This window comes from Thioalbus denitrificans (assembly GCF_003337735.1).
GTDB classification, from domain to species: domain Bacteria; phylum Pseudomonadota; class Gammaproteobacteria; order DSM-26407; family DSM-26407; genus Thioalbus; species Thioalbus denitrificans.
In genome coordinates, this window is record NZ_QPJY01000002.1 from 596,122 (window position 1) to 618,913 (window position 22,792).

The following is a 22,792-nucleotide window of genomic DNA, read 5'->3' on the forward strand; positions in this document are numbered from 1 at the left end:
CCGGGCGGCGGTGTATGGGTCGTGTGTCGGGTTGTGCGGGCGTGCGCGGCCTCAGCTCCCGGCCTGCTCCACGTCGAGCCCCTTGAGGTGGGTCTCGTTGATGGTGTCGAGCAGGTCGGCGAAGGGGATCTTGGTGCTGTTCCGGCGCACCAGCGGCATGAACGGCAGATCGCCGTCGGCCCAGATGTAGGTGCCGGCCTCCATCTTCTTCAGCAGGCCGGCCAGGCTCTGCTCCAGGGGGTCCAGGAAACCGGGGATCCGGGACATGTCGTCCAGGTCCCACTCGAAGGAGGCGCGCAGCTCCTCCACCTCGATCAGGGCCTGGCGGATCAGCTCCACGTACTCCTCGGCGGTCTTGGCTCGATGCATGCGGATCTCCTGCTGCGGCTGCGGCGTGGCTGCGTAACCCTGTTCACGCCGCGGTGAAAGCGGAACGGTGCCGCCTGAGCTGTTCGGCGGTGAGCAGGAAGACCCCGTGGCCGCCGTGCTCGAAGTCGAGCCAGAGAAACGGCACCTGGGGGAAGCGCGCGGCCAGGGCCGCCTCGCTGTTGCCCACCTCGACCACGATAATACCATCCGCCGCGAGGTAGTCAGAAGCCTGCGCCAGGATGCGCACCACCACGTCCAGCCCGTCCGCCCCCGCGGCCAGGCCCAGCTCCGGCTCATGGCGGAACTCCGGGGGCAGCTCCGCCATGTCCTCGGCGTCCACGTAGGGGGGATTGCTCACGATCAGGTCGTAGCGCCTCCCCTTCACCCCTTCGAACAGGTCGGAGCGGAACAGTTCCACGCTCTCCTCCAGCCCGTGGCGCTCCACGTTGATGGCCGCCACCTCCAGCGCCTCGGGGGAGATGTCCACGGCATCCACCAGGGCGTCGGGAAAGGCCAGGGCGCAGGCGATGGCGATGCAGCCGCTGCCGGTGCAGAGATCCAGGATGCGATCCACCCGGTCGGCATCGAGCCAGGGCTCGAATCCGTTGCCGATGAGCTCGGCGATGGGTGAGCGCGGCACCAGCACCCGTTCGTCCACGTAGAAAGGCAACCCCGCGAACCAGGCCTCGTGGGTGAGATAGGGGCCGGGAATGCGCTCCTCCACCCGCCGCCGGAGCAGCTCCGCCACCTCGCCGCGCTCCGAGGGAGTCAGGCGCGCGCCCATGATGCGGGGGTCGGCGTCCGGGGGCAGGTGGAGGGCGTGCAGCACCAGCGCCACCGCCTCGTCCCAGGCGCTGTCGGTCCCGTGGCCGAGGGTCAGCCCCGCCGCGTTGAAGCGGCTCGCCCCCCAGCGGATGAAATCGAGCACGGTGTGCAGGTGTTCAACGGCCTCTCGATGCATCAATTCGTTCCCGGATCGGTCAAAGGTCGGACAGGTGGCCGGTGCACTGGGTTACCCCGTGCCGGCTGCGTATGATACTAACCATCCCGACAGTAAAGCCATGTTTCAGCCGGACTGTCCCCATTCGCGGCAAGGGGCGCGGCCAGAACGCCGATTCGGACCCATGAGCAGGAAGAAGAGAAGCGTCAGACCGGAGGATGTCCACCTGTTCCAGGAGGTGGTGGGAGACGTGTGCCCGCTGCCCCAGGACAAGGTGCCGCTGCGTCCGCCCGCCCCGCCCCCGGCCGCGCTGCAGCGCCAGCGCGACGAGGCCCAGGTGCTGGTGGACATGCTCTCGGACAACCACGATCCGGCGGAGCTGGAGACCGGCGAGGAACTGCTCCACTGGCGCCCGGGCCTGCAGCACAGCGTCCTGCGCCGGCTGCGCCGGGGCCAGATCCCGGTGGAGGCCGAGCTCGACCTGCACGGGATGACCGCCGCGGTGGCCCGCGCGGCCCTGGCCGAGTTCCTGCGCGAGTGCCGCATCCACGCCGTCCGCTGCGTGCGCGTCATCCACGGCAAGGGACGCGGCTCCCGCAACCGCCAGCCGGTGCTCAAGGCCAAGCTCAACCACTGGCTGCGCCAGCGCGACGAGGTGCTGGCCTTCTGCACCGCCCGCCCCGTGGACGGCGGCACCGGCGCCGTCTACGTGCTCCTCAAGCGTGGATGAAAAGTTCTTCAATAGACAGGATGAACAGGATTAAAAGCAAAAGACCTGTTTAACCGCAGATTATCTGGAGGCGGTACTGACGTGCAGTGGAAACCCGGACTCCTGCGAAAGGGATGTGTCTATCCCTGTAGTCCAGTCCCTGAACAACCGGGCGGCCGTTCCAGTCCTTACCCTAATCTGCGTAATCTGCGTAATCTGCGGATAACCATGCTTTTTTCATCCTGTAAATCCTGTCTATTCAAGCAACAATAATCAGAACGGCACCCAGGACTTCTTGCGGGTGTAGTGGAGGTAGCCCACGTTGGCGCCCGCGCGCAGGCCGACGCCGGCGCGGATGGGGGCGAGGATGACGTCGCCGGACTGCTGGTAGTTCACCCCGAAGCCGCCCACGTAGTAGAGGGTGCCCTCGACGCCCGGGTAGCGCTGGAAGATCTGGTCGGTGGATTTCATGTGGTAGACCAGGGTGAAGGACTTGGAGGCGTTGGCGCCGAGATCCCAGCCGATGGACGGGCCCTGCCAGTAGACCTTGCGCGAACCGCCGTTCTTGAGGGTGAGGGTGCCGTTGCCGTAGCGCAGCCCGACGCCGATGGCGCCGCTGGCCTCCTCGCCCTTGATGAAGCCGTTGGGCCGGCCCTGCTCCTTGAACACCTTCTCGATGATGTTCGCCAGGCCCGAGGAGGCCTCGCCGAAGAACTCCTCGGCCGCCTGCAGGACCGAATCCTGATCGTAGGTGTCCTCCTCCGCCTCCTCCGCCGCGAAGGAAACCGTACCGAAAGCCAGCAGACCGAGAATAAACAGCAGATTGCGTACATAAGCCTTCATGGCATCACTCCTGATTTGTTGTATGCGTCCAATTGCAGCCTGCCCCTGAATCATACGACAACGGACCGCGGAGCGCCGTTCCTCCCTTGATCCCCCAGCCGACCTGGACGACCATGCCGCCATGCATACCCTTCCCCCGCACGCCTGGGATCTCAGCCCGCGCGAGGCGATTGCGCTGCAGCAGCGGCTGCGGAACGAAATCGTGCTGGCGGACCGATTCGGTCCCCTGCGCCACGTGGCGGGTGTGGACGTGGGCTTCGAGGCGGGCAACACCATCACCCGCGCCGCCGTGGCGGTGCTCGGCTACCCGGGGCTCGAACTGGTGGATCACGCCATCGCCCGTCGCCCCACCTCCTTTCCCTACGTCCCGGGCCTGCTCTCGTTCCGGGAGATTCCCGCCGTGCTCGATGCCCTGGAGCGGATCCGGACCACCCCCGATATGCTGCTGTGCGACGGCCAGGGCATCGCCCACCCCCGCCGCTTCGGCATCGCCTGCCACCTCGGCCTGCTCACCGACCTGCCCGCCATCGGGGTGGCCAAGAGCCGCCTGGTGGGCACCCACGCCGAACCCGGCAACGAAAAGGGCGACTGGACGCCGCTGCTGGACGGCGACGAGATCATCGGCGCCGTGCTCCGCACCCGCCGCGGCGTCAAGCCCCTCTACATCTCGCCCGGCCACCGCGTCTGCCTGGAGACCAGCATCCGCCTGGTGCTCGACTGCACCCCCCGCTACCGCCTCCCCGAAACCACCCGCTGGGCCCACCGCCTCGCCTCCGGGCCGGCAGTTGAATAGACAGGATGTGCCGGATTAAAACCAAAAAACCTGTTAACCGCAGATTACGCTGATTTACGCAGATTATTTGGAGACACGCTAGACGTGCAGTGGCAACCCCGGGCTTCTGCGAAAGGGATGGGGCTATCCCCGCAGTTACCTGGCCCGGGTGTCCCGGCTAAACCACCGGCCTTTCCGGCGCTTACTGTGATCAGCGTAATCTGCTGTTAAACAGGCTTTTCGCCTGTAGTCCGACAACCCCGTCCGTCCATCTTCTCCAGCCAGACCGGATTCAACCGGCGCACCCTGGTTTCCGGGTACGTATCCGGCGAAAACAGCTGCGATTTGACGCCCGGCGGGAGCCTGACGGCGACAGCCGGTTTGCCTGCGGCCACCGGGCCTGCTAGCTTCAGACAATCATACAGAAGGTAATGTAACTCTCTGTATGAAAATATGAATATTAATAAATACTCAAAACTATAAATAGGCTGTAATGCCAGAGAGGAATGACCCATGAAACTGCACCAGGCTCTTTTTCCGGTACCCGTATTGAGAATCTCCGTCTCCCTCCTCGCCATCGCCGGGCTTCTGGCGGGAACCATGGCCACGGCGACGGCCGACGAGGCATCAATCGCCCGTGGCGGCCGCCTGTACGACAAGTGGTGGGCCGTGAACGAGGCCGAGAAGCCGACCGAAACCCACCCGGCCTATCCCGGTGAGAACTACAAGGGGGATGCCACCTGGCGCTGCAAGGAGTGCCACGGCTGGGATCTCCAGGGCAAGGATGGCGCCTACAGCGAAGGCAAGCATGCCACCGGCATTGCCGGGGTGCAGGGCTACGCCGGCAAGGATCCGGCCGCCGTCGCGGCGATCATCCGTGACCAGACCCACGGCTACACCCCCGCCATGCTGACCGATGCCGATGTGATGGATCTCGCCAACTTCATCGCCAACGGCCAGGTCGACATGCACCAGTACGTCGACTACCCCTCGCTCAAGTCCAAGGGCGATGCCGCCCAGGGCAAGGTCTACTTCGACACCATCTGTGCCGGCTGCCACGGCGTGGATGGCAAGAAGGTCGCCGACGCCGACCCCCTCGGCAGTGTCGCCTCCAACGGCCCGGAGATGATGTCGAAGGTCCTCAACGGTCAGCCCGGCGAAGCCATGCCGGCGCTGCGCGCCCTCGATCACCAGATTGCCGCCGACATCGTCGCCCACCTGCAGACCCTGCCGCGCTGACAGAGTCAAGCAGTACACCAGGCCCGCCCCGCGAACCCCACTTCGCGGGGCGTGCGCCGTCCGGGTATTGAACAAGGAGAAACCTGATGACGGGGTCTGAGGGCAATCGGTCCCGGCTCGGACGCCTCTGGCGTGCGCTCTGGCGGCCGTCGGCGCGCCACCCGGTTGCGCTGCTGTTCATCGCCGGCGCGGTGTTCGGCGTCCTGTTCTGGGGCGGTTTCAACTGGGCCATGGAGAAGACGAACACGCTTGGATTCTGCATCTCCTGCCATGAGATGGAACAGACCGTCTACCAGGAGTACATCGAATCGACCCATTACAAGAATCCCTCCGGTGTACGCGCCATCTGCTCGGACTGCCATGTACCCAGGGAATGGGGAGCCAAGGTGGTGCGCAAGATCAAGGCCAGCCGTGAGATATACCACAAGCTCATCGGCACCATCGCCACCCCCGAGAAGTTCGAGGCGCACCGCGCAGAGCTGGCCGAACGGGTGTGGGCCAGCATGCGCGCCACCGACTCCCGCGAGTGCCGGAACTGCCACGCCTACGACACCATGCAGTTCAAGGATCAGCGGCCACGGGCCCAGCAGCGCCATCCCGAGGCCATCCAGGAGGGCAAGACCTGCATCGACTGCCACCGCGGACTGACCCACCGGCTGCCGCCGCGGGACGACTGAACCGGAATCAAAGTGAGGGAGACAGGAATGAACATGCGGTTCATGACCCTGGCGCTGGCAGCGGTCGTGACAGGAGCCCTGTCGGCCGGACCGGCCGTAGTGGCCGGGGAAGATGCCGTGGTCCGGGGCGGCCGTCTCTATGACAACTGGTATCGCGAGCTGCGCCTGCCGCCGCCCCGGGAGCCGCATCCCCTGCTGGCGGGCGCCGTCAGCGGCACCAGCGCCGCGGCATCCTGGCGCTGCACCACCTGCCATGGCTGGGACTACCGGGGTGCCGCCGGGATGCCCGGAATCGAGCGCTACCGGGGTGCCGATCCGGCGGCGGTCGTCGCCCTCCTCACGGCGGCGGACCATGGCTACGGGGATATTCTGCGCCCCGGCGAACTGCTCGACCTGGGCCACTTCGTCAGCACCGGCCAGGTGGAGATGGACGCCTTCATCGAACCCGCCACGGGCCGTTCACTGGCCGAGCCGGCTCCCCATGAGGACAGTTTCGCCACCATCTGCGCCGGCTGCCACGGACTGGACGGCAGAGGGGTGCGCGACGTGCCCGCCCTGGGCGAGGTGACGCGGGAGCGCCCCCGCGAGGCCCTGCACATGATTCTCAATGGCCACCCGGGGGGCGACATGCCGCCCCTGCGGGTGCTCGGGCCTGCAACCGCCGCCGGTATGCTCGCCTACCTGCAGACCCTGCCGGGCCGGAACCTGGCTGCCTCCATCGCGCGGGGCGGGCGGCTCTACGACAACTGGCAGATGGAGGTGCAGGCCCTGCCGCCTCCCGTGCCCCACCCCGCCTATCCTCCCGCTGCGGTCTATGGGGAGGACGCACCCCGCACCTGGCGCTGCAAGGAGTGCCACGGCTGGGACTACCGGGGACGCGACGGCAGTTACGGGAGCGGTCCCCATGCCACCGGCATCAAGGGCATCCGGGACTTTGCCGGCGCCGAGCCGGATGCCATCGTGACTGTCCTGAGGGACGCGACCCACCGCTACGGAGCGGTGCTGAAGTACGGGGATCTCGTCGACCTGGCCCATTTCGTCAGTCTCGGGCAGTCCGACATGGACACGGCCATCGACCGCGCGAGCCGGCGGGCGCGGGGTGACGCGACACGCGCCGCCGACTACTACGGCACCATCTGCGCCACCTGCCACGGCCGCGACGGCCACGCCGTCATGACCACCATTCCGCTGGGACGCCTGGCCCGGGAGAGCCCCTGGGAAGCGCTGCACAAGATCCGCAACGGCCATCCCGACGAACCGATGCCGGCGCTGCAGGTACTGGACGAGCAACTCCTGGTGGACATCCTCGCCTACCTGCAGACCCTCCCCGAGGACCACTGAGCCCCCTCGCCCGCATCCGGGCCGGATTCGGAACCGACAGGAATGACAGGATTAAACCAGAAAAGCTTTTTTATCCGCAGATTACGCGGATTACGCAGATTAAAGTTAAGAGCCGGAAAGGCCGGTGGTTTGGCCGGGACACCCGGGCCGGGTGACTGCGGGGATAGCCCCACCCCTTTCGCAGACGCCCGGGGTTGCCACTGCACGTCTACCGTGTCTCCAAATAATCTGCGTAAATCAGCGTAATCTGCGGTTAACAGGTTTTTTGTTTTTATTCCTGTCGATTCAATCTTTTCCCACCAGCCTGAGCAGGGCCGCCTCGTCGAGGATCTCGATGCCGAGTTCCCGGGCCTTGTCGTACTTGGAGCCCGGGTCGGCGCCCACCACCACGGCGGTGGTCTTCTTCGAGACGCTGCCGCTGACCTTGGCGCCCAGGGCCTGCAGGGCCTGCCTGGCCTCGTCGCGGGACATGGACTCCAGCGTGCCGGTGATGACGTAGGTGTTGCCCTTCAGCGGGGTTTCCGCGCGGGTCACCTCCACCGGGGGCCAGTGGACGCCGGCCTCCACGAGCCGTTCGATCACTTCGCGGTTGTGGGGCTGGCGGAAGAAGTGGCAGATGCTTTGGGCCACCACCGGGCCCACGTCCGGCACGGCCTGCAGGGACTCCTCGTCGGCCTCCATCAGGGGCGCCAGCTCGCCGTAATGGGCGGCGAGCTGGGCGGCGGTCACCTCCCCCACCTGGCTGATGCCGAGCGCATAGAGAAACCGCGGCAGGGTGGTGTCGCGGGAGCGCCCGAGGGACGCGAGCAGGTTGTCCGCCGACTTCTCCCCCATCCGGTCCAGCCCGATCAGCTGCTCCCGCGTCAGGGAGAAGAGATCGGCCACGGTCTGCACCAGCTCCCGCTCCACCAGCTGGGTCACCAGCTTCTCGCCCAGGCCGTCGATGTCGAGCGCGTGCCGGGAGGCGAAGTGGAGAATGGCGCCCGTGCGCTGGGCGGCGCAGAACAGCCCCCCGATGCAGCGGTGGGCCGCCTCGTTTTCGAGCCGCAACACCTCGGAGCCGCACACCGGGCAGGCGTCGGGCATCACCCAGGGCTTCGTCCCCGCCGGGCGCTTTTCCCTGACCACCCCCACCACCTCGGGGATGACATCGCCGGCGCGGCGCACGATGACCGTGTCGCCCTCGCGCACGTCCTTGCGCTCCACCTCGTCCTGGTTGTGGAGGGTGGCGCGGCTGACGGTGACGCCGCCCACCTGGACCGGCTCCAGGTTGGCCACCGGCGTGATGACGCCGGTGCGACCCACGGAGGCCTCGATACCGAGGACCCGCGTGGTCTCCTCGTGGGCGGGAAACTTGTGGGCGACGGCCCAGCGCGGCGCCCGGGAGGTGTACCCGAGGCGCTCGCGGGCGGCGAAATCGTCCACCTTGTAGACCACCCCGTCGATCTCGTAGGGCAGCGCGGCCCGGCGCCCGCCCAGCTCGCGGTAGTAGGCCAGGCACCCCTCGGCGCCCTCGACCCGGCGCAACTCCGCGCTGACCAGGAATCCCCACGCCCGGAGCCGTTCGAGCAGCGCCCACTGGCTGTCGGCCACCGCCCCGGAACACTCGCCCAGCCCCCACGGGAAGAAGGTGAGCGGCCGGCCGGCGGTCACCTTGGAGTCGAGCTGGCGCAGGCTGCCGGCGGCGGCGTTGCGGGGGTTGGCGAAGACGCTCTCGCCGCGGTCCAGGCGCTCGGCGTTGAGGCGCTCGAAATCGGCGCTGCGGATGACCACCTCGCCGCGCACCTCCACCACCGCGGGCCACCCCTCGCCATGCAGCCTCAGCGGCACCGTGCGGATGGTGCGCACGTTCTCGGTAATCGCCTCGCCGGTGGTCCCGTCGCCGCGGGTGCCCGCGCTGACCAGCGTGCCCTCCTCGTAGCGCAGGCTGACCGAGGCGCCGTCAAGCTTGGGCTCGGCCAGGTAGGTCACCGTCCCGACGCCGAGCCGCTCGCGCACCCGCCGGTCGAAGGCGGCCAGCTCCTCCTCGTCGAAGGCGTTGTCGAGGGAGAGCATCGGCACGCTGTGGCGCACCTCGCCGAACTCCCTGCGCGGCGGCGCACCCACCCGCCGGGTGGGGGAATCGGGGCCGGCCAGCTCCGGGTAGCGCTCCTCCAGCTGCTGCAGCTCCCGCAGCAGCCGGTCGTACTCGGCGTCGGAGATGACCGGCTGGTCGAGGACGTAGTAGCGGTAATTGTGGTAGTCGAGCTCGCGGGCGAGCTCGCGGGCGAGCTCGCGGGCGCGTTCAGCGGCGGTTTTCGGTGCGGACATGGAAGGGTATTCGCCGGCCGGGGATGGGGGGCCCGTCCCCCGGCATCAGGACCTGGAGGACATCATCATGTGAGTGCGTTCGAACTCGGCGATCCGGTCCCGGTAGCTCTGGATGGTCTGCTGGGTCAGGACATTGCGCCGGTCGTCGCGCACCTCGCCGCCGAGCCGCACCGCCAGTCCGCGGGCGCCGGCCAGCATGGCATCGAAGGCGGCCATGGGTTCCGCCGGTCCCGGCAGCCCCATGAACAGGGCCAGGCCCGGCGAGGTGAAATCCCCCATGTGGCGCGGATCGAAGGTCCCGGGCTTGACCATGTTGGCGAGGCTGTAGAGGCGCCCGGACCCGTCCCGGCCGGGGTGATGGTAGATCTCCATCTCGCCCCAGCGCAGCCCCGCGGCCTCGAACGCCACCAGCAGGTCGGGGCCCCCGAAAGGGGCATCGCGCGGGGCCATGACGTGGAGGGCGAAGACCTCCTCGGGCATCTCCGCAGGGGGCGCCTCGCGGGGGGGCTCGCGGCGTTTCGGCGCCGGCGGCTCCGCCGCCGCTTGCGGGCGCTGCTTCGGCACGGCGCGCGGCGCGGGCCGCGGCTCCGGCTCCGCCTCCGGCGCGGAGACCGGCGCGGCGGCGGGACGGGTCGGCTGCGGTGATTCCGCCGCGGGAGATGCGACCGCGCCGGAATCGTCGCCGTCGGGTACGCTCCCGCTCCGGGATGTCCGTTCGCCCCCGACCACCCTGACCTCGCCGACCCACTCCATGTCGGTGAAGCTGTCGTCCTCCACCTCCACCAGGCCGGCGAGCTCCGCGACCTCCTCGTCCACCTCCGCTCCGGACTCCCGGCGTGCGGTGCCGCGTCGCGGCCACCAGCCGCGGCGCTCCGCGTCGCGCTCCCGGGAGCGGCGGCGCTGGTAGTCCCAGACGACACCGAGAATGATGAGGATGCCGACGGTGATGAGTATCAGCCGTAAACCGAGTTCCATGGACTCTCAAGCTCCCGAATCTTCTGGCCCGGAGTAGTGTTCCGTGTCGTCCGCGCCCGGCGGACGCGTGCAGGTGGAATGCCGCCGGCAGCGGCTGCCCGGACCCGTGAAGAGACCATTCCACGACCGCGGCCGCCCCGGGAACGCCCCAAAGACGCTTACGCCGCGCGCGGGGATATCTCCACAACCCCTGAAACCTGCGACCCCTGCAATCATGGTAGCAGAGGTCCGCCCTGCGCCACGGGTACTCCGGCCCTGCTGGTGCGCAGCCATGGGGCCGCGCATCCGGTTATGCCCCTTGATTCGCCGGCCGGAGACCGGCCGTCACGGCGGTCGCGGCTCAGGAGGCGGCCAGGGCGACCGCTTCCTGCACGTCCACCGAAACCAGGCGCGAAACGCCCGGCTCCTGCATCGTGACCCCGGAGAGGTGCTGGGCCATCTCCATGGTGGTCTTGTTGTGGGTGATGAATACGAACTGTACCCGCTCCGACATCTCCTTGACCATGGTGCAGAAACGCCCCACGTTGGCGTCGTCCAGCGGTGCGTCCACCTCGTCGAGCATACAGAAGGGAGCCGGGTTGAGCTCGAAGATGGAGAACACCAGCGCAACGGCGGTCAGCGCCTTCTCGCCGCCGGAGAGCAGGTGGATGGTGCTGTTGCGCTTGCCCGGCGGCCTGGCCATGATGGATACGCCCGCGTCGAGCACGTCCTCCCCGGTCAGCTCCAGGTAGGCGTGTCCCCCGCCGAACAGGCGCGGGAACATCTGCTTGAGCCCGTCGTTGACCTTGTCGAAGGTTTCCCGGAAGCGGGTGCGGGTCTCGCGGTCGATCCTGCGGATGGCGTTTTCCAGGGTCTCGAGCGCCTCGGTCAGGTCCGCGTGCTGCGAATCGAGATAGGTCTTGCGCTCCGACTGGACCTTGTACTCGTCGATGGCGGCCAGGTTGATGGGCCCCAGGCGCTGGATCCGGTTGTTCACCTGCTCCAGGGACTGCTCCCACTCGGCCTCCGCGGCCGTTTCCGGCAGCTCCTCCAGCAGGGGCTGGACCTCGAAGCCGCCCTGGATCACCTGCTCCTCCAGGGTCTGCCGACGCACCTTCAGCTCCTGCCAGCGCATGCGCGCCTGCTCCAGCTCCGCGCGCACCTCGGCCACCCGCTGATCGGTGCCGCCGCGGGAGGATTCCAGCTCGCGCAGCTGATGCTCGATGCCTTCCAGCCCGGCGCGCGCCGCGCTCAGCTCCTTCTCCACCTGCAGGCGCCGGTCCAGCAGCTGCTCCAGCTCCCGGTTCAGATCGGTGATGGGCGACTCGCACTCGGTGAGCTGGCGCAGCAGCGCCTCGCGCCGTTCCGCCAGCCCTTCCAGCTGCGCCTCCATGCGCTCCAGCCCCCGGCGGGTGGAATCCACCTGGGTGTGCAGGGAGCGGGTTTCCAGCGCCAGCTGGTGCACCTTGTCGCGGTCGCCGGCGGCACGCTGCCGCGCCTCCTGCAGCTGGGCCCGCAACGCATCGCGCCGGGCCACCTGCGCCTCGCGCCGGGCCTCGTGCTCCGCCATTGCCTCCAGCGCCGTCTCCAGGGCGCCGCGGGCCTCGTTCACCTCGCGCTCGCTCTGGGCGATGTGCTCGCGGCCCTCGACGATCTCCGACTCGATGCGCTCGAGCCGCGATCGGAACTGCTCCAGCCGCGCCTGGCGGCCGCTCAGCTGGGCGCGCAGGTCGGCATGGCGGCGGCCGAGCTGGGTGGCGTCATGCTGCAGCGTGTCGCGCTGCTCCTCCAGCCCGCGCAGCGTCTCGCGGCCCTGCTCCAGGGATTCGGCCAGCTCCGCGGTCAGCTCGGAGACCCGGTCGAGCTCCGCCTCCAGCCGCTCCAGCTCCTGCTCGCGGGCCAGGACACCGGCCTGCTCATCCTGTTCGCGGCTGACCCGCAGCCAGCCCCGCCCCAGCCAGAGGCCGTCGCGGGTAATCACCGATTCCCGCGGGCCGAGCTCGCCGTGCAGGGCCAGGGCGGCGGCCAGGTCTTCCACCGCATGGACGCCGTCCAGGAGCGACTCCAGGGGCCAGGGGGCGCGCACCAGGCTCGCCAGCGGCACCGCGCCGGCCCGGGCCGCGCCGGAACCGGCGGCGGCCGTGGCCGTGTCGAAAAAGGTGAGCCGTCCCTTGCCCAGGCTCTCCAGGGCATCGGCCACCGAGGCCAGCCCGTCCACGCAGACCGCCTGCAGGTTGTGGCCCAGGACCGTTTCCACGGCCGGCTCCCAACCTTCGCTGACCCGAAGCCCCTCGGCCAGGCGCTGGCGCCCCTCCAGGCCCTGCCTGCGCAGCCACTCCGCGGCGGCGCCCGAACCCTTGCCGAGGGCCGCCTGCTGCAGGGCCTCGAGGGAGGCGTGGCGGCCGCGCAGCTGCTGCTGGCGGCTGCGCGCCGTGTCGAGCTCGGTGGTGATGTGGCGGTTCTGCTCCCGGCGGGCGGTGATGGAACCGTTCACCTCGGCGAGGCGGGCCTGGAGCCGCTCCATCTCCTCGTCCAGCTTCTCCTGCTCCGCCTCCAGGCGGGCGATCTCCAGTTCCAGGTCGCCGGGGCTGAGCGCCGCCCGCTCCTGGTCGAGCCGGCCGAGCCGGTGCTGGTGGGTATGAATCTGCTGTTCCAGGTGCTGGATCCGGGTCCGCTCCACCTGGGCGCGCTGGGACGGGGTGGATGAGCTCTCGGTGAAGGCGTCCCACTCCGCCTGCCAGGTCTGCATCGACTCCTCGGCCTCGCCCAGCCGCAGGGCCGAGATCTCCTCCGCCTCGCGGGCCTCCTCCAGGGCCGGATCCAGCCCGGCGAGGCGGGTCTCGAACTCCCCGATGCGGCGCTGATCGGTCTCGAGGTGATGCTGCAGATCCTGCCAGACCCGCTCGGCCTGCTTCAGGTCGTTGTCCAGCTCGGCGCGGCGTTCGCGGTTGTGCTGGATGGCCTGCTCCACGCGGGCGATGTCCGCGCCCAGGCCGTAGAAGCGGCCCTGCACCTCGGAGAGGGTGTCGCCGGCCTCGGTGTGGGCGGCGCGCAGCTTCTCCATCTCGCTGTCCACGGAGCGCAGGCGGGCAATCTCCCCTTCCAGCCGGGTATCGGCCGCGCGGATGGCCTGCTCGCTCTCGCCCACCGCCTGGTCAAGACTGCGCCAGCGCAGCGCCTGCAGCTGTGCGCGCAGCAGCCGCTCCTCCTGCTTGAGCTCCTTGTAGCGCTCGGCGGCGCGGGCCTGGCGCTGGAGATGGTGCAGCTGCTTGTCGAGCTCCTCGCGCAGGTCGTTGAGGCGATCGAGGTTGTCCCGGGTATGGCTCATCCGGTTCTCGGTCTCGCGGCGGCGCTCCTTGTACTTGGAGATGCCCGCGGCCTCCTCGAAAAACACCCGCAACTCCACCGGCTTGGCCTCCACCAGGCGGGAGATCATGCCCTGCTCGATGATGGAGTAGCTGCGCGGTCCCAGGCCGGTACCGAGGAAGATGTCGGTGATGTCGCGCCGCCGGCAGCGGGCGCCGTTCAGGTAGTAGTTGGACTGGCCGTCGCGGGACACCAGGCGCTTGATGGAGATCTCGTTGAACTGGGCGTACTGGCCGCCGAGCTTGTTCTCGGTGTTGTCGAACACCAGCTCGATGGAGGCCTGCCCCACCGGCTTGCGGGAGGTGGAGCCGTTGAAGATGACGTCGGTCATCGAGTCGCCGCGCAGGTTCTTGGCGGAGGACTCGCCCATCACCCAGCGCACCGCGTCGATGACGTTGGACTTGCCGCAGCCGTTCGGGCCCACGACACCCACCAGGTTGCTGGGGATGTGCACGGTGGTGGGGTCCACGAAGGACTTGAAGCCGGCGAGCTTGATCTTCTTCAGGCGCATGGAAGCGAAAGATACCAGCACCCGGCCCCGCGCAAAAGACGGCGCCCTGCCCGGCCCGGGCATCTTGGCCCTCCGGGACGGCCCCAATAGACAGGATTTACAGGATTTTTCTGGATTTACAGGATATTGTTGGGATGGGTGTTCAGTGAGTGCGTGATGGGTGATGGGTGTTCAGTGAGTGCGTGATGGGTGATGGGTGATGGGTGATGGGTGATGCGTGAGTGCGTGAGTGCGTGAGTGCGTGAGTGCGTGAGTGCGTGATGCGTGATGCGTGAGTGCGTGATGCGTGATGCGTGATGGTTGCGCTGTAGGGTCGGATTCATCCGACCTGGCAGGGCGTTGAACCCCGGCACCCTTGTCCGGAGGCGACACACTCCCTTCACCCTTCACCCTTCACGTAATCTGCGTAATCTGCGTAATCTGCGGTTACAACAATAAATCTTCACCACGAAGGTCACGAAGAAGAACGCGAAGAGAGGCTGTGTGTAACGGACCGGTGGCTCATCGCTGCCCGGGGCGGGCATACACAGACAATCCTGTCTATTCGGTTCCAGAGGTGGGCACCGCGCATCCTCCGGTTTGAGCCGCCCCCATCACTCCTCCCCCCACGTGTTCCCCCGCCCGGCCGTATCCCGTATCCTTTTACCCTTCACCTTTTATCATTCACCCTTTATCTGAAGCCGTCATGTCCACCCAGCCCAGCAAAGACCTCGAAACCTTCCCCAACCCGGCGCCCGAGCGTGACTACACCATCCGCATCCGGGTCCCGGAGTTCACCTGCCTGTGCCCCAAGACCGGCCAGCCCGACTTCGCCACCCTGCAGCTGGAGTACGTGCCCCATGACCGCTGCGTGGAGCTGAAGTCCCTCAAGCTCTACGTCTGGTCCTTCCGGGAGGAAGGCGCGTTCCACGAGGCGGTGACCAATCGCATCCTCGCCGACCTGGTGGAGGCCTGCGAACCCCGCTTCATGCGCCTGACCGCGGAGTTCAACGTCCGCGGCGGCGTCTACACCACCGTGGTGGCCGAGCACCGCAGCGACAGCTGGGTGGCCCCGAGCCCCGTCACCCTGCCTTGATCCGTTTTTTCACCACGAAGGCACGAAGGACACGAAGAAGAGAAAAGGATAAACCGTTCAACCGCAGATTTTCGCTGATTATCGTGGATTGACACGCGGCTATCGGCAAGCTGCCCGGTTGGTGCTGGATATGCGACTCGTCGCAGTCCCAGTGGCACTGCAACAGGTCTCCACCCCTCCGGGCTGTTTACCACCGATGAGCAGGGCAGTGTTACCGGTAATCAACGAGAATCAACGCCAATCTGCGGTTAAACAGTCTTTACGAACTTCGTGCCTTCGTGCCTTCGTGGTGAGATCTGAATCGATACTGGAGAAACAAGCATGCCCGGAAATCCCGTCACCGGCGCCGGCGCCCTGCTCCGGGGGTTCGGACTGATTCTCCGTCCCGGCCTGCGCCGCTACGTGATCGTGCCGCTGGCCATCAACATCGCGCTCTTCGGCGCCGGCATCTGGTATGCCTTCAGCTGGCTGGAAGCGCTCTCGGCCTGGGTCCAGGGCTACCTGCCCGGCTGGCTCGACTGGCTCACCTGGCTGCTCTGGCCCCTGTTCATCATCAGCGCCCTGCTGCTGGTCTTCTACGGCTTCTCCCTGCTGGCGAACCTCGTCGCCGCCCCCTTCAACGGGCTGCTGGCGGAGCGGGTGGAGCTGCTGCTCACCGGCAGGACGGCCGCTGATGGCGGCGGCTGGCGCAAGGCACTGGCCGAATTCCTGCCCATGCTGGCCAACGAGCTGCGCAAGCTGCTCTACATGGCGGCCTGGAGCCTGCCCTTCCTGCTGCTGTTCGTCATCCCGGTCATCAACCTCGCCGCGCCGTTCCTGTGGCTCGCCTTCAGCGCCTGGATGCTGGCGCTGGAGTACACCGACTATCCCATGGGCAACCACGGCATCGGCTTCCGCGACCTGCGCCGCCGCCTGCGCCGGCAGCGCCTGCTCTCCCTGGGCTTCGGCGGCGCCGTCCTGGCCGGCACGGTCATCCCGCTGGTGAACCTGGTGGTGATGCCCGCCGCGGTGGCCGGCGCCACGGCGCTATGGGTGGAAAAGTACTCGAAGGAAGGAGAGTAACTTACTAATAAACAATGGCTAATGGATAAGGGTCAATGGATAAAGGTGGCTGGAGTCAGCAGGGGCCATCACGCCGACTCCATGTTTTAACCCTTTTCCATTATCCATTGACCATTATCCCTTCTTATCCCGCGACCCACAGCAGCACGCCGTAGCGTCCCGCCTTGCCCGCCGCGATGAACAGCGTCGCGGCCGGGAGCCCCACCCGCAGCCAGCCGGCGGCCAGGCACAGGGGATCACCCACCACCGGCAACCAGGAGAGGAGCAGAATCGGCGAGCCGTGGCGCTGGAGCCACGCCAGCGCCCGGCGCTGGGCGGGCCTGGCCAGCGCCTCGCCCGGCCAGCGCCGGGCCAGCCACCAGCCCAGGAGCCAGGAGGTGAGCCCCCCGAGGGTGTTGCCGAGAGTGGCGACCGCCAGCAGCGTCAGCGCCGGCGTTTCATCCGCATGCGCGAGGTAGAGCAGCACCACCTCGGATCCGCCGGGCAGGAGGGTCGAGGAGAGAAAACCGCTGGCGAACAGACCCCAGAGCGACATGGATGACGGGACAACTGATGGATAAGGGTTAATGGATAAAGGATAAAGGTGGCTGGAGTGAGTGCGGGCCATCACGCCGAATCCAGATCCTCGGCCTTTGGCCTTTGGCCTTTGGCCATTATCCTTTATCCATTAACCATTTACCCTTATCCATTAACCCTTATCCATCATTTCAGGGAACCTTCGTGTCGATGACCACCGCGATGGGCTCCTTCGCCCCGGCCACCGTCACCGGGGTGACGCGGCCTTCGAAATCGCCGCTCTTGGCGATGGCGTCGCCGCTGAAGGAGACGCGGGCGCCCACGGTCACTTCGGGGAAGCTGGAGAGCTTCATGGCCGGCATCATGGCCATGGAGTCGTCCAGCTCAACCGTCACCGGCAGCTCGGCCGCGGTGAGGCGCTGAATGGCCAGCGGCATCCGCGGGCCCTGGGCGGCCACGGCGAAGACGAACACCGTATCGGTGGGCTTCACCTGGTCGGCAAGCTCCGGGGCCAGGCTGACCTGGACCGTCAGCCTGGCGCTCCCGGCCTCGGGGGTCTGCGCCCCGGCGGCGGGCGCCTGGGGCACGGCCGATGCGACCGGCGGCTCCATGGCGGGGACCTGCCCGCCCTGCTGGGCCAGCAGGGTCGAGGCGCGCTGGATGTAGGTCTGCAGCAGCTGCGAATCCTCGCTCTCCGGGGGCTGCATGGCCAGGACCTTGCGCCAGAAGAGGATGGCCTGTTCGAAGGAGCCCTGCTGGAAATTGGCCACGCCGGCCAGGAACAGCCCCTGGGCGTTCTCGGGCTCGGCATCGAGCACCTTGCGAATCAGCTCCAGCGGCTCGCCGCTGAAATCACCCTCCCGCGACAGGGCCAGGGCCTGGGCATAGGTGACCATGAACTGGGCATTGCCGGGCTGCATCTCGTTGGCCTTGCGCAGCGCCTCCGCGGCCTCGGCGGGACGGTCCATGGCCAGGTAACTGCGGCCCAGCAGGAACCAGCCCTCGGGCTGATCCGGGTTCTCCCGCAGCTTCTGCTCGAGGGTGGAGACCATCTTGTCGATGGAGGGCATGCCCTCCTGTCCCGTGGTGCGCCCCACCTCGGCGGAGGTCTCGAAATCGGCCAGCCGGTCCGCGTTGCCCAGGCGGTTGTAGAGCCCCACCGAGAGCAGCGGGACCAGAACCACCACCAGCACGGCGGCCCAGCGCCCGGCCTGCGTGGACTGGGCGCGGTCGCTGCCGGCGGCCAGGTCATCGGCCAGGTCCTGCTCCAGCTCCAGCACCGCCTGGTCATAATCGGCCCGGGTCATCTCCGCCTCATCGAAGAGGCGCTTGAGCTCGGTCAGCCGCTCGCCGTGGATGGCGAGGTTGAGTTCATCGCGGGCCACGTTGCTGAGGCCGCGCCGGCGCAGCAACGGAGGCACGACGATGGCGAGCGCCGCCAGGACAAGCACGGCGAAGACAATCCAGAGGGTGGTCATGTCAGGAATCTGAAGTCTCGTTATGGTTCAGTGTCGCCCGGCCGCCGGGTGACACGCACCCGGCGGAGCCGATGGGACGGGATATCGCGCCGGGTTCAGGAACGGGGCTCCCCACCCTGCTCCTCCAGCATTCGACGCAGGCGAGCCTGCTCCTCCGGGCTCATGCGTTCCCGGGTGGTGGCCTTGCGCCGGCGCACGAACACCGCCAGGCCCGCCAGTCCGCCCAGCAACAGCACGAAGGGGCCGGCCCAGAGCAGTACCGTGTTGGTCTGCAGCGGCGGACGGTAGAGCACGAATTCGCCGTAGCGGGACACCATGTAGTCGATGATCTCGGCATCGTTCTTGCCGGCCTCGATCATGTTGTAGACCTGGTTGCGCAGGTCCTTGGCCAGGTCGGCGTTGGAATCGGCCAGGTTCTGGTTCTGGCACACCAGGCAGCGCAACTCCTCGGAGAGCTTGCGGTAGCGCTGCTCCTTCACGGGATCGTCGAAGGTAAAGACCTCGATGACCGCGAAGGCCGGGGTGACGAGGCACAGCAGGAGAGTAAGGACCAGGATCTTGAGTTGCAATCGGTTCACCGCTTGTCCAGTCAATGCGTAGGGGGATGAGAGGCCGGAGCCGACTCAGCCGGCTTCATTCTCGATCCGCTCGATGAGGGGCAGCAGTTCATCCTGCCACACCTGCGGGCTGACCGGCCCGACGTGCTTGTGGCGGATGATGCCCTTGCCGTCCACCACGAAGGTCTCCGGCACGCCGTACACGCCCCAGTCGATCCCCACCTTGCCCTCGTGGTCATAGACGCTGGCGGTATAGGGGTTGCCCAGGGCGCCCAGCCAGTTCAACGCGTCGGCGCGCTCATCCTTGTAGTTGAGGCCGTAGATGGGCACCCGCCCGCTCTTGGCCACCTCCAGCAGGAAGGGGTGCTCCTGGCGGCAGGAGACACACCAGCTGGCCCAGACGTTGAACAGGGAAACCTTGTGCTGGCGGAACAGTTGCGGGTCGAGCACCCGGTCAGGCTGCTCCAGGCTCGCGGTGCTGAACGCGGGCGCCGGCTTGTTCACCAGCGGCGATGGCACCAGCCGCGGGTCCCGGTTGAGGCCCACGGCGAAGAACCCCACCAGGATCACGAAGATGAACAGCGGTATCAGGTAACGCGCCATGGAGGCCTTCTTCTCTTCGCTCATTCCCTTGCCTCCTCAGGCCTTGGCGTCAGCGGCGGAGCGGCCCGGCGGCGGCTGCCGGGCGGGTTCCGCCCGCTGCCTGCGGTCCCGCTTCAGCGCCAGCCGGTAGCGCCGGTCGCTGATGGCCACGAAACCGCCCAGGGCCATGAGCGCACCGCCCAGCCACAGCCACATGATGAAGGGCTTGTGGTAGACACGCACCGCCCACGCCCCCCCCTCGATGGGTTCGCCCAGGGCCACGTAGAGATCGCGGAACAGGTTGCTGTCGATGGACGCCTCGGTCATGGGCATGCCGCTGCGGTAGTTGCGCTTCTGGGGGTCGAGCAGCGCCACCTGGCGATCACCGCGGGTGACGATGACCCGGCCCTCGCTGGCGGTGTAGTTGGGTCCCTCGACATTGGTCACCCCCTCGAAGCGGAAGGTGTACGCGCCCACCTCGACCGTGTCCCCCGGCGCCATGCGCACGTCCTTCTCCAGGCTGTAGGCCTTGGTGACAGTGATGCCGGCCACCACCACGGCGATGCCGATGTGGGCCAGGACCATGCCGTAGTGGCTCGGCGTCAGGCTGCGCAGCCCGGTCAGCAGGGAGCCCTTGTTGCTGGTGCGCAGGTAGAGGTCCTGGAGCGTGGCCAGCGCCACCCAGGCGGCCAGGCCGAGCCCGACCACCACCATCGGCCGCACCTCCAGGCCGAACAGGTAGGGCGCCGCGACGCCGATGCCCACGGCCAGCAGCAGGGCGCCCCAGAGCCGGCGCGCCAGCTCCGCCGGATTGCTCTGCTTCCAGCGCACCATGGGACCCATGGCCATCAGGAACACCACCGGGATCATCAGCGGCACGAAGACGTTGTCGAAGTACGGCGGTCCCACCGAGATCTTGCCCATGTTCAGCGCATCGAGGAACAGCGGGTAGATTGTGCCGAGCAGCACCGTGGCGCACACCACCACCAGCAGGACATTGTTCGTCAGCAGCATCGTCTCGCGCGAGAACAGCTCGAAATCGCTGCCGCCGCGCACCGACGGGGCGCGCCAGGCGTAGAGCAGCAGCGAGGCGCCCACCACCACGCACAGGAACATGAGCACGAACACGCCGCGCTCGGGGTCGTTGGCGAAGGCGTGCACCGAGGTGAGGACGCCGGAGCGCACCAGGAAGGTACCCAGCAGGCTCAGGGAGAAGGCGAAGATGGCCAGCAGCACGGTCCAGCTCTTGAACACCCCGCGCTTCTCGGTCACCGCCAGCGAGTGGATGAGGGCCGTGCCCACCAGCCAGGGCATGAACGAGGCGTTCTCCACCGGATCCCAGAACCACCAGCCGCCCCAGCCCAGCTCGTAGTAGGCCCACCAGCTGCCGAGGGTGATGCCGATGGTGAGGAACACCCACGCCACCGTGGTCCAGGGGCGGGACCAGCGCGCCCAGGCGGCGTCCAGGTTGCCGCCGATGAGCGCCGAGATGGCGAAACCGAAAGCCACGGCGAAACCCACGTAGCCCATGTAGAGCATGGGCGGGTGGATGGCGAGCCCCGGATCCTGCAGCAGGGGATTCAGGTCGCGCCCCTCCAGCGGCACCGGCAGCAGGCGGTCGAAGGGGTTGGAGGTGAGCAGCATGAACAGCAGGAAGCCGACGCTGATGAGCCCCATCACGGCGATGGTGCGGGCCACCATCTCCTCGGGGAGGCTGCGGCTGAACAGCGCCACCGCGGCGGTCCAGCCGGTCAGCATCAGGGCCCAGAGCAGCAGCGAGCCCTCGTGGCCGCCCCACACGGCGGCCACCTTGTAGACCAGCGGCAGGTGGGTATTGGAGTTGGACGCCACGTAGAGCACGGAGAAATCCGACACCACGAACGCCTGGGTCAGACAGCCGAAGGCGATGGCGACGAACAGGAACTGCCCCAGCGCCGCCGGGCGCGCCAGGGCGATCCAGCCGGTCACCCCCCGCTGGGCGCCGATGAGCGGCAGCACCCCCTGCAGCAGGGCCAGGGAGAGAGCGAGAATCAGGGCGAAGTGTCCGATTTCCGGGATCATGGCTCAGCTTCCCTGGCGGCGGTTGGGCTCCGGAACGGGGGTGCCGGTGGCCTTCTCGTGGGCGTTGCCCAGGGCCTCGGCGACCTCGGGCGGCATGTAGTTCTCGTCGTGCTTGGCCAGCACTTCCTCGGCCACGAACACCCCGTTGGGGCCCAGGCGGCCCAGGGCGACGATGCCCTGCCCCTCGCGGAACAGGTCGGGCAGGATGCCGGTGTACTGCACGGCCACCGTCTCGTCCATGTCGGTCACGTCGAACTGCACCGTCAGCCCGTCGGGCTGGCGCTTCACGCTCCCGGCGGTCACCAGGCCGCCGATGCGGAAGGCGTGGTCATCGGGCACCTTGCCGGCCACCACGTCCCTGGGGCTGTAGAAGAAGAGCAGGTTCTCCTGGAAGGCGTTCAGGGCCAGCGCCACCGCGGTGCCCACTCCGAGCACCACCAGGAACACCAGGGCCAGGCGTTTCTTGCGTTTGGGGTTCATCAACGACTCCGTTCGCGCCGCAGTCGGCGGGCGATGCTGTTCATCAGTTCGGTCCGGCGGCGCATGGGGGCGACGAAATTCGCCACCAGCACCACCAGGGCGATGGCGTAGGAGGTCCAGACGTAGAAGGCGTAGCCGCCCATGTTGAGGAATTCGCGCATGTTCAGGCCTTCTTCTCCGCCAGTTCCTGCACCCAGGTATTGTTCCGCTCCCGCTCGAGCACCTCGCAGCGGGCGCTCATGAGCATGGTGGTGAAGTAGTAGAGCTTGAAGGCCAGCGCCATCACCAGCAGGGGGATGAGCATGCGCACATCGATGGAGGGGGCGGCGAACTTGGTCACCGTGGCCCCCTGATGCAGGGTGTTCCACCAGTAGACCGAGTAGTGGATGATGGGGATGTTCACCACTCCCACCAGCGACAGCACCGCGCCGGCGCGGGCCGCGGTGTTGCGATCCTCGATGGCCGCGCGCAGGGCCATGTAGCCGAAATAGAGGAACAGCAGGATCAGCTCCGAGGTCAGGCGCGCATCCCACACCCACCAGGCGCCCCACATGGGCTTGCCCCACAGCGAGCCGGTCACCAGCGCCAGGAAGGTGAAGGAGGCCCCCACCACGGCGCTCGACTGGGCCACCACGTCGGCGAGCTTGATCTTCCACACCAGCATGATGGCCGAGGCCACGGCCATGACCACGTAGATGAACATGGACATCCAGGCGCTGGGAACGTGCACGAAGATGATGCGGTAGCTGTCACCCTGCTGGTAGTCGGTCGGCGCCCACACCAGCCCCAGGTAGAGTCCCGCCAGCATCAGTATGAGCGTGAACCAGCCCAGCCACGGGATGAGGCGGCCGGACAGGTTGTAGAAATAGCGTGGAGAAGCGAAACGGTGCAGAAATGCCCACATGGTCTTATTTATCCACCCCCGGGGAACACCCACCCTGGCGTCCGCC

The 22,792-nt window shown here is 67.6% G+C and carries 21 protein-coding genes; 7 read left to right on the forward strand and 14 right to left on the reverse strand.

All coding sequences use genetic code 11. From position 1 onward, the window contains the following. Positions 1–51: 51 nt before the first annotated feature. Complete coding sequence (locus tag DFQ59_RS07310; protein WP_114279009.1) at positions 52–369, reverse strand: general secretion pathway protein GspF; 318 nt, start codon at positions 367–369, stop codon at positions 52–54. A gap of 43 nt (positions 370–412) precedes the next feature. Then, complete coding sequence (gene prmB / locus DFQ59_RS07315; protein WP_114279010.1) at positions 413–1,330, reverse strand: 50S ribosomal protein L3 N(5)-glutamine methyltransferase; 918 nt, start codon at positions 1,328–1,330, stop codon at positions 413–415. 163 nt (positions 1,331–1,493) lie between these two features. Here prmB and DFQ59_RS07320 point away from each other — a divergent pair, with 163 nt between their 5' ends. Then, complete coding sequence (locus tag DFQ59_RS07320; RefSeq protein ID WP_114279011.1) at positions 1,494–2,039, forward strand: Smr/MutS family protein; 546 nt, start codon at positions 1,494–1,496, stop codon at positions 2,037–2,039. Between the two features lie 252 nt (positions 2,040–2,291). Here DFQ59_RS07320 and DFQ59_RS07325 read toward each other — a convergent pair whose 3' ends face one another. After that, positions 2,292–2,861: a DUF1134 domain-containing protein gene (locus DFQ59_RS07325; RefSeq protein WP_114279012.1), complete on the reverse strand. Its 570-nt coding sequence runs from the start codon at positions 2,859–2,861 to the stop codon at positions 2,292–2,294. A 121-nt stretch (positions 2,862–2,982) separates the two neighbouring features. On the opposite strand from DFQ59_RS07325, the gene nfi reads away from it, so the two are divergent. From nfi to DFQ59_RS07345, 4 genes are all read left to right on the forward strand, one after another. Next, positions 2,983–3,654: a deoxyribonuclease V gene (gene nfi / locus DFQ59_RS07330; RefSeq protein ID WP_114279013.1), complete on the forward strand. Its 672-nt coding sequence runs from the start codon at positions 2,983–2,985 to the stop codon at positions 3,652–3,654. A gap of 492 nt (positions 3,655–4,146) precedes the next feature. Continuing rightward, positions 4,147–4,872 (forward strand): c-type cytochrome, encoded by a 726-nt coding sequence (locus tag DFQ59_RS07335; protein WP_114279014.1) that lies wholly within the window; start codon positions 4,147–4,149, stop codon positions 4,870–4,872. 86 nt (positions 4,873–4,958) lie between these two features. Beyond that, positions 4,959–5,549, forward strand: a complete 591-nt coding sequence (locus DFQ59_RS07340; protein WP_114279015.1) for a NapC/NirT family cytochrome c — start codon at positions 4,959–4,961, stop codon at positions 5,547–5,549. 27 nt (positions 5,550–5,576) lie between these two features. After that, a complete protein-coding gene (locus DFQ59_RS07345) occupies positions 5,577–6,890 on the forward strand; it encodes a cytochrome c (RefSeq protein WP_114279016.1) in 1,314 nt (437 codons plus the stop codon). A gap of 285 nt (positions 6,891–7,175) precedes the next feature. Here DFQ59_RS07345 and ligA read toward each other — a convergent pair whose 3' ends face one another. The 3 genes from ligA to smc all read right to left on the reverse strand — a co-directional run bounded on the left by ligA (position 7,176) and on the right by smc (position 14,031). Further along, the gene (gene ligA, locus DFQ59_RS07350; RefSeq protein ID WP_114279017.1) at positions 7,176–9,200 is read right to left on the reverse strand and encodes an NAD-dependent DNA ligase LigA; all 2,025 of its coding nucleotides are present in this window, start codon (positions 9,198–9,200) and stop codon (positions 7,176–7,178) included. A 45-nt stretch (positions 9,201–9,245) separates the two neighbouring features. Further along, on the reverse strand, positions 9,246–10,175 hold the full coding sequence (gene zipA, locus DFQ59_RS07355) for a cell division protein ZipA (RefSeq protein ID WP_114279018.1): 930 nt from the start codon (positions 10,173–10,175) through the stop codon (positions 9,246–9,248). Positions 10,176–10,515: 340 nt separating this feature from the next. Next, complete coding sequence (gene smc, locus DFQ59_RS07360; RefSeq protein WP_114279019.1) at positions 10,516–14,031, reverse strand: chromosome segregation protein SMC; 3,516 nt, start codon at positions 14,029–14,031, stop codon at positions 10,516–10,518. A 685-nt stretch (positions 14,032–14,716) separates the two neighbouring features. On the opposite strand from smc, the gene queF reads away from it, so the two are divergent. Both queF and cysZ read left to right on the forward strand, forming a co-directional pair. Beyond that, positions 14,717–15,106 carry a preQ(1) synthase gene (gene queF / locus DFQ59_RS07370; protein ID WP_114279021.1) on the forward strand — a complete coding sequence of 130 codons (390 nt, stop codon included), beginning with the start codon at positions 14,717–14,719 and terminating at the stop codon, positions 15,104–15,106. A gap of 321 nt (positions 15,107–15,427) precedes the next feature. Further along, the gene (cysZ, locus tag DFQ59_RS07375; RefSeq protein ID WP_114279022.1) at positions 15,428–16,168 is read left to right on the forward strand and encodes a sulfate transporter CysZ; all 741 of its coding nucleotides are present in this window, start codon (positions 15,428–15,430) and stop codon (positions 16,166–16,168) included. A gap of 124 nt (positions 16,169–16,292) precedes the next feature. Here cysZ and DFQ59_RS07380 read toward each other — a convergent pair whose 3' ends face one another. From DFQ59_RS07380 to DFQ59_RS07415, 8 genes are all read right to left on the reverse strand, one after another. Next, the gene (locus DFQ59_RS07380; RefSeq protein WP_114279023.1) at positions 16,293–16,703 is read right to left on the reverse strand and encodes a YqaA family protein; all 411 of its coding nucleotides are present in this window, start codon (positions 16,701–16,703) and stop codon (positions 16,293–16,295) included. 172 nt (positions 16,704–16,875) lie between these two features. After that, complete coding sequence (gene ccmI, locus DFQ59_RS07385; RefSeq protein WP_114279024.1) at positions 16,876–18,162, reverse strand: c-type cytochrome biogenesis protein CcmI; 1,287 nt, start codon at positions 18,160–18,162, stop codon at positions 16,876–16,878. Between the two features lie 95 nt (positions 18,163–18,257). After that, positions 18,258–18,731, reverse strand: a complete 474-nt coding sequence (locus tag DFQ59_RS07390) for a cytochrome c-type biogenesis protein (protein WP_114279025.1) — start codon at positions 18,729–18,731, stop codon at positions 18,258–18,260. Between the two features lie 54 nt (positions 18,732–18,785). After that, positions 18,786–19,346: a DsbE family thiol:disulfide interchange protein gene (locus DFQ59_RS07395; RefSeq protein WP_245937210.1), complete on the reverse strand. Its 561-nt coding sequence runs from the start codon at positions 19,344–19,346 to the stop codon at positions 18,786–18,788. 12 nt (positions 19,347–19,358) lie between these two features. Next, positions 19,359–21,362, reverse strand: coding sequence for a heme lyase CcmF/NrfE family subunit (locus DFQ59_RS07400; RefSeq protein WP_114279026.1), 2,004 nt, complete (start codon positions 21,360–21,362; stop codon positions 19,359–19,361). Between the two features lie 3 nt (positions 21,363–21,365). Then, a complete protein-coding gene (ccmE, locus tag DFQ59_RS07405) occupies positions 21,366–21,842 on the reverse strand; it encodes a cytochrome c maturation protein CcmE (protein ID WP_114279027.1) in 477 nt (158 codons plus the stop codon). After that, positions 21,842–22,003, reverse strand: a complete 162-nt coding sequence (gene ccmD, locus DFQ59_RS07410) for a heme exporter protein CcmD (RefSeq protein ID WP_114279028.1) — start codon at positions 22,001–22,003, stop codon at positions 21,842–21,844. The genes ccmE and ccmD overlap by 1 nt, the downstream gene beginning before the upstream one ends. 2 nt (positions 22,004–22,005) lie before the next feature. After that, positions 22,006–22,746: a heme ABC transporter permease gene (locus tag DFQ59_RS07415; protein WP_114279029.1), complete on the reverse strand. Its 741-nt coding sequence runs from the start codon at positions 22,744–22,746 to the stop codon at positions 22,006–22,008. Between the last annotated feature and the right edge of the window lie 46 nt (positions 22,747–22,792).

Bases quoted from the DNA above. Each gene is read 5' to 3' on its own strand.
- DFQ59_RS07310 (WP_114279009.1), bottom strand. From the start codon at position 369: ATGCATCGAGCCAAGACCGCCGAGGAGTACGTGGAGCTGATCCGCCAG.
- prmB (WP_114279010.1), bottom strand. From the start codon at position 1,330: ATGCATCGAGAGGCCGTTGAACACCTGCACACCGTGCTCGATTTCATC.
- DFQ59_RS07320 (WP_114279011.1), top strand. From the start codon at position 1,494: ATGAGCAGGAAGAAGAGAAGCGTCAGACCGGAGGATGTCCACCTGTTC.
- DFQ59_RS07325 (WP_114279012.1), bottom strand. From the start codon at position 2,861: ATGAAGGCTTATGTACGCAATCTGCTGTTTATTCTCGGTCTGCTGGCT.
- nfi (WP_114279013.1), top strand. From the start codon at position 2,983: ATGCATACCCTTCCCCCGCACGCCTGGGATCTCAGCCCGCGCGAGGCG.
- DFQ59_RS07335 (WP_114279014.1), top strand. From the start codon at position 4,147: ATGAAACTGCACCAGGCTCTTTTTCCGGTACCCGTATTGAGAATCTCC.
- DFQ59_RS07340 (WP_114279015.1), top strand. From the start codon at position 4,959: ATGACGGGGTCTGAGGGCAATCGGTCCCGGCTCGGACGCCTCTGGCGT.
- DFQ59_RS07345 (WP_114279016.1), top strand. From the start codon at position 5,577: ATGAACATGCGGTTCATGACCCTGGCGCTGGCAGCGGTCGTGACAGGA.
- ligA (WP_114279017.1), bottom strand. From the start codon at position 9,200: ATGTCCGCACCGAAAACCGCCGCTGAACGCGCCCGCGAGCTCGCCCGC.
- zipA (WP_114279018.1), bottom strand. From the start codon at position 10,175: ATGGAACTCGGTTTACGGCTGATACTCATCACCGTCGGCATCCTCATC.
- smc (WP_114279019.1), bottom strand. From the start codon at position 14,031: ATGCGCCTGAAGAAGATCAAGCTCGCCGGCTTCAAGTCCTTCGTGGAC.
- queF (WP_114279021.1), top strand. From the start codon at position 14,717: ATGTCCACCCAGCCCAGCAAAGACCTCGAAACCTTCCCCAACCCGGCG.
- cysZ (WP_114279022.1), top strand. From the start codon at position 15,428: ATGCCCGGAAATCCCGTCACCGGCGCCGGCGCCCTGCTCCGGGGGTTC.
- DFQ59_RS07380 (WP_114279023.1), bottom strand. From the start codon at position 16,703: ATGTCGCTCTGGGGTCTGTTCGCCAGCGGTTTTCTCTCCTCGACCCTC.
- ccmI (WP_114279024.1), bottom strand. From the start codon at position 18,162: ATGACCACCCTCTGGATTGTCTTCGCCGTGCTTGTCCTGGCGGCGCTC.
- DFQ59_RS07395 (WP_245937210.1), bottom strand. From the start codon at position 19,346: ATGAGCGAAGAGAAGAAGGCCTCCATGGCGCGTTACCTGATACCGCTG.
- DFQ59_RS07400 (WP_114279026.1), bottom strand. From the start codon at position 21,362: ATGATCCCGGAAATCGGACACTTCGCCCTGATTCTCGCTCTCTCCCTG.
- ccmE (WP_114279027.1), bottom strand. From the start codon at position 21,842: ATGAACCCCAAACGCAAGAAACGCCTGGCCCTGGTGTTCCTGGTGGTG.
- ccmD (WP_114279028.1), bottom strand. From the start codon at position 22,003: ATGCGCGAATTCCTCAACATGGGCGGCTACGCCTTCTACGTCTGGACC.
- DFQ59_RS07415 (WP_114279029.1), bottom strand. From the start codon at position 22,746: ATGTGGGCATTTCTGCACCGTTTCGCTTCTCCACGCTATTTCTACAAC.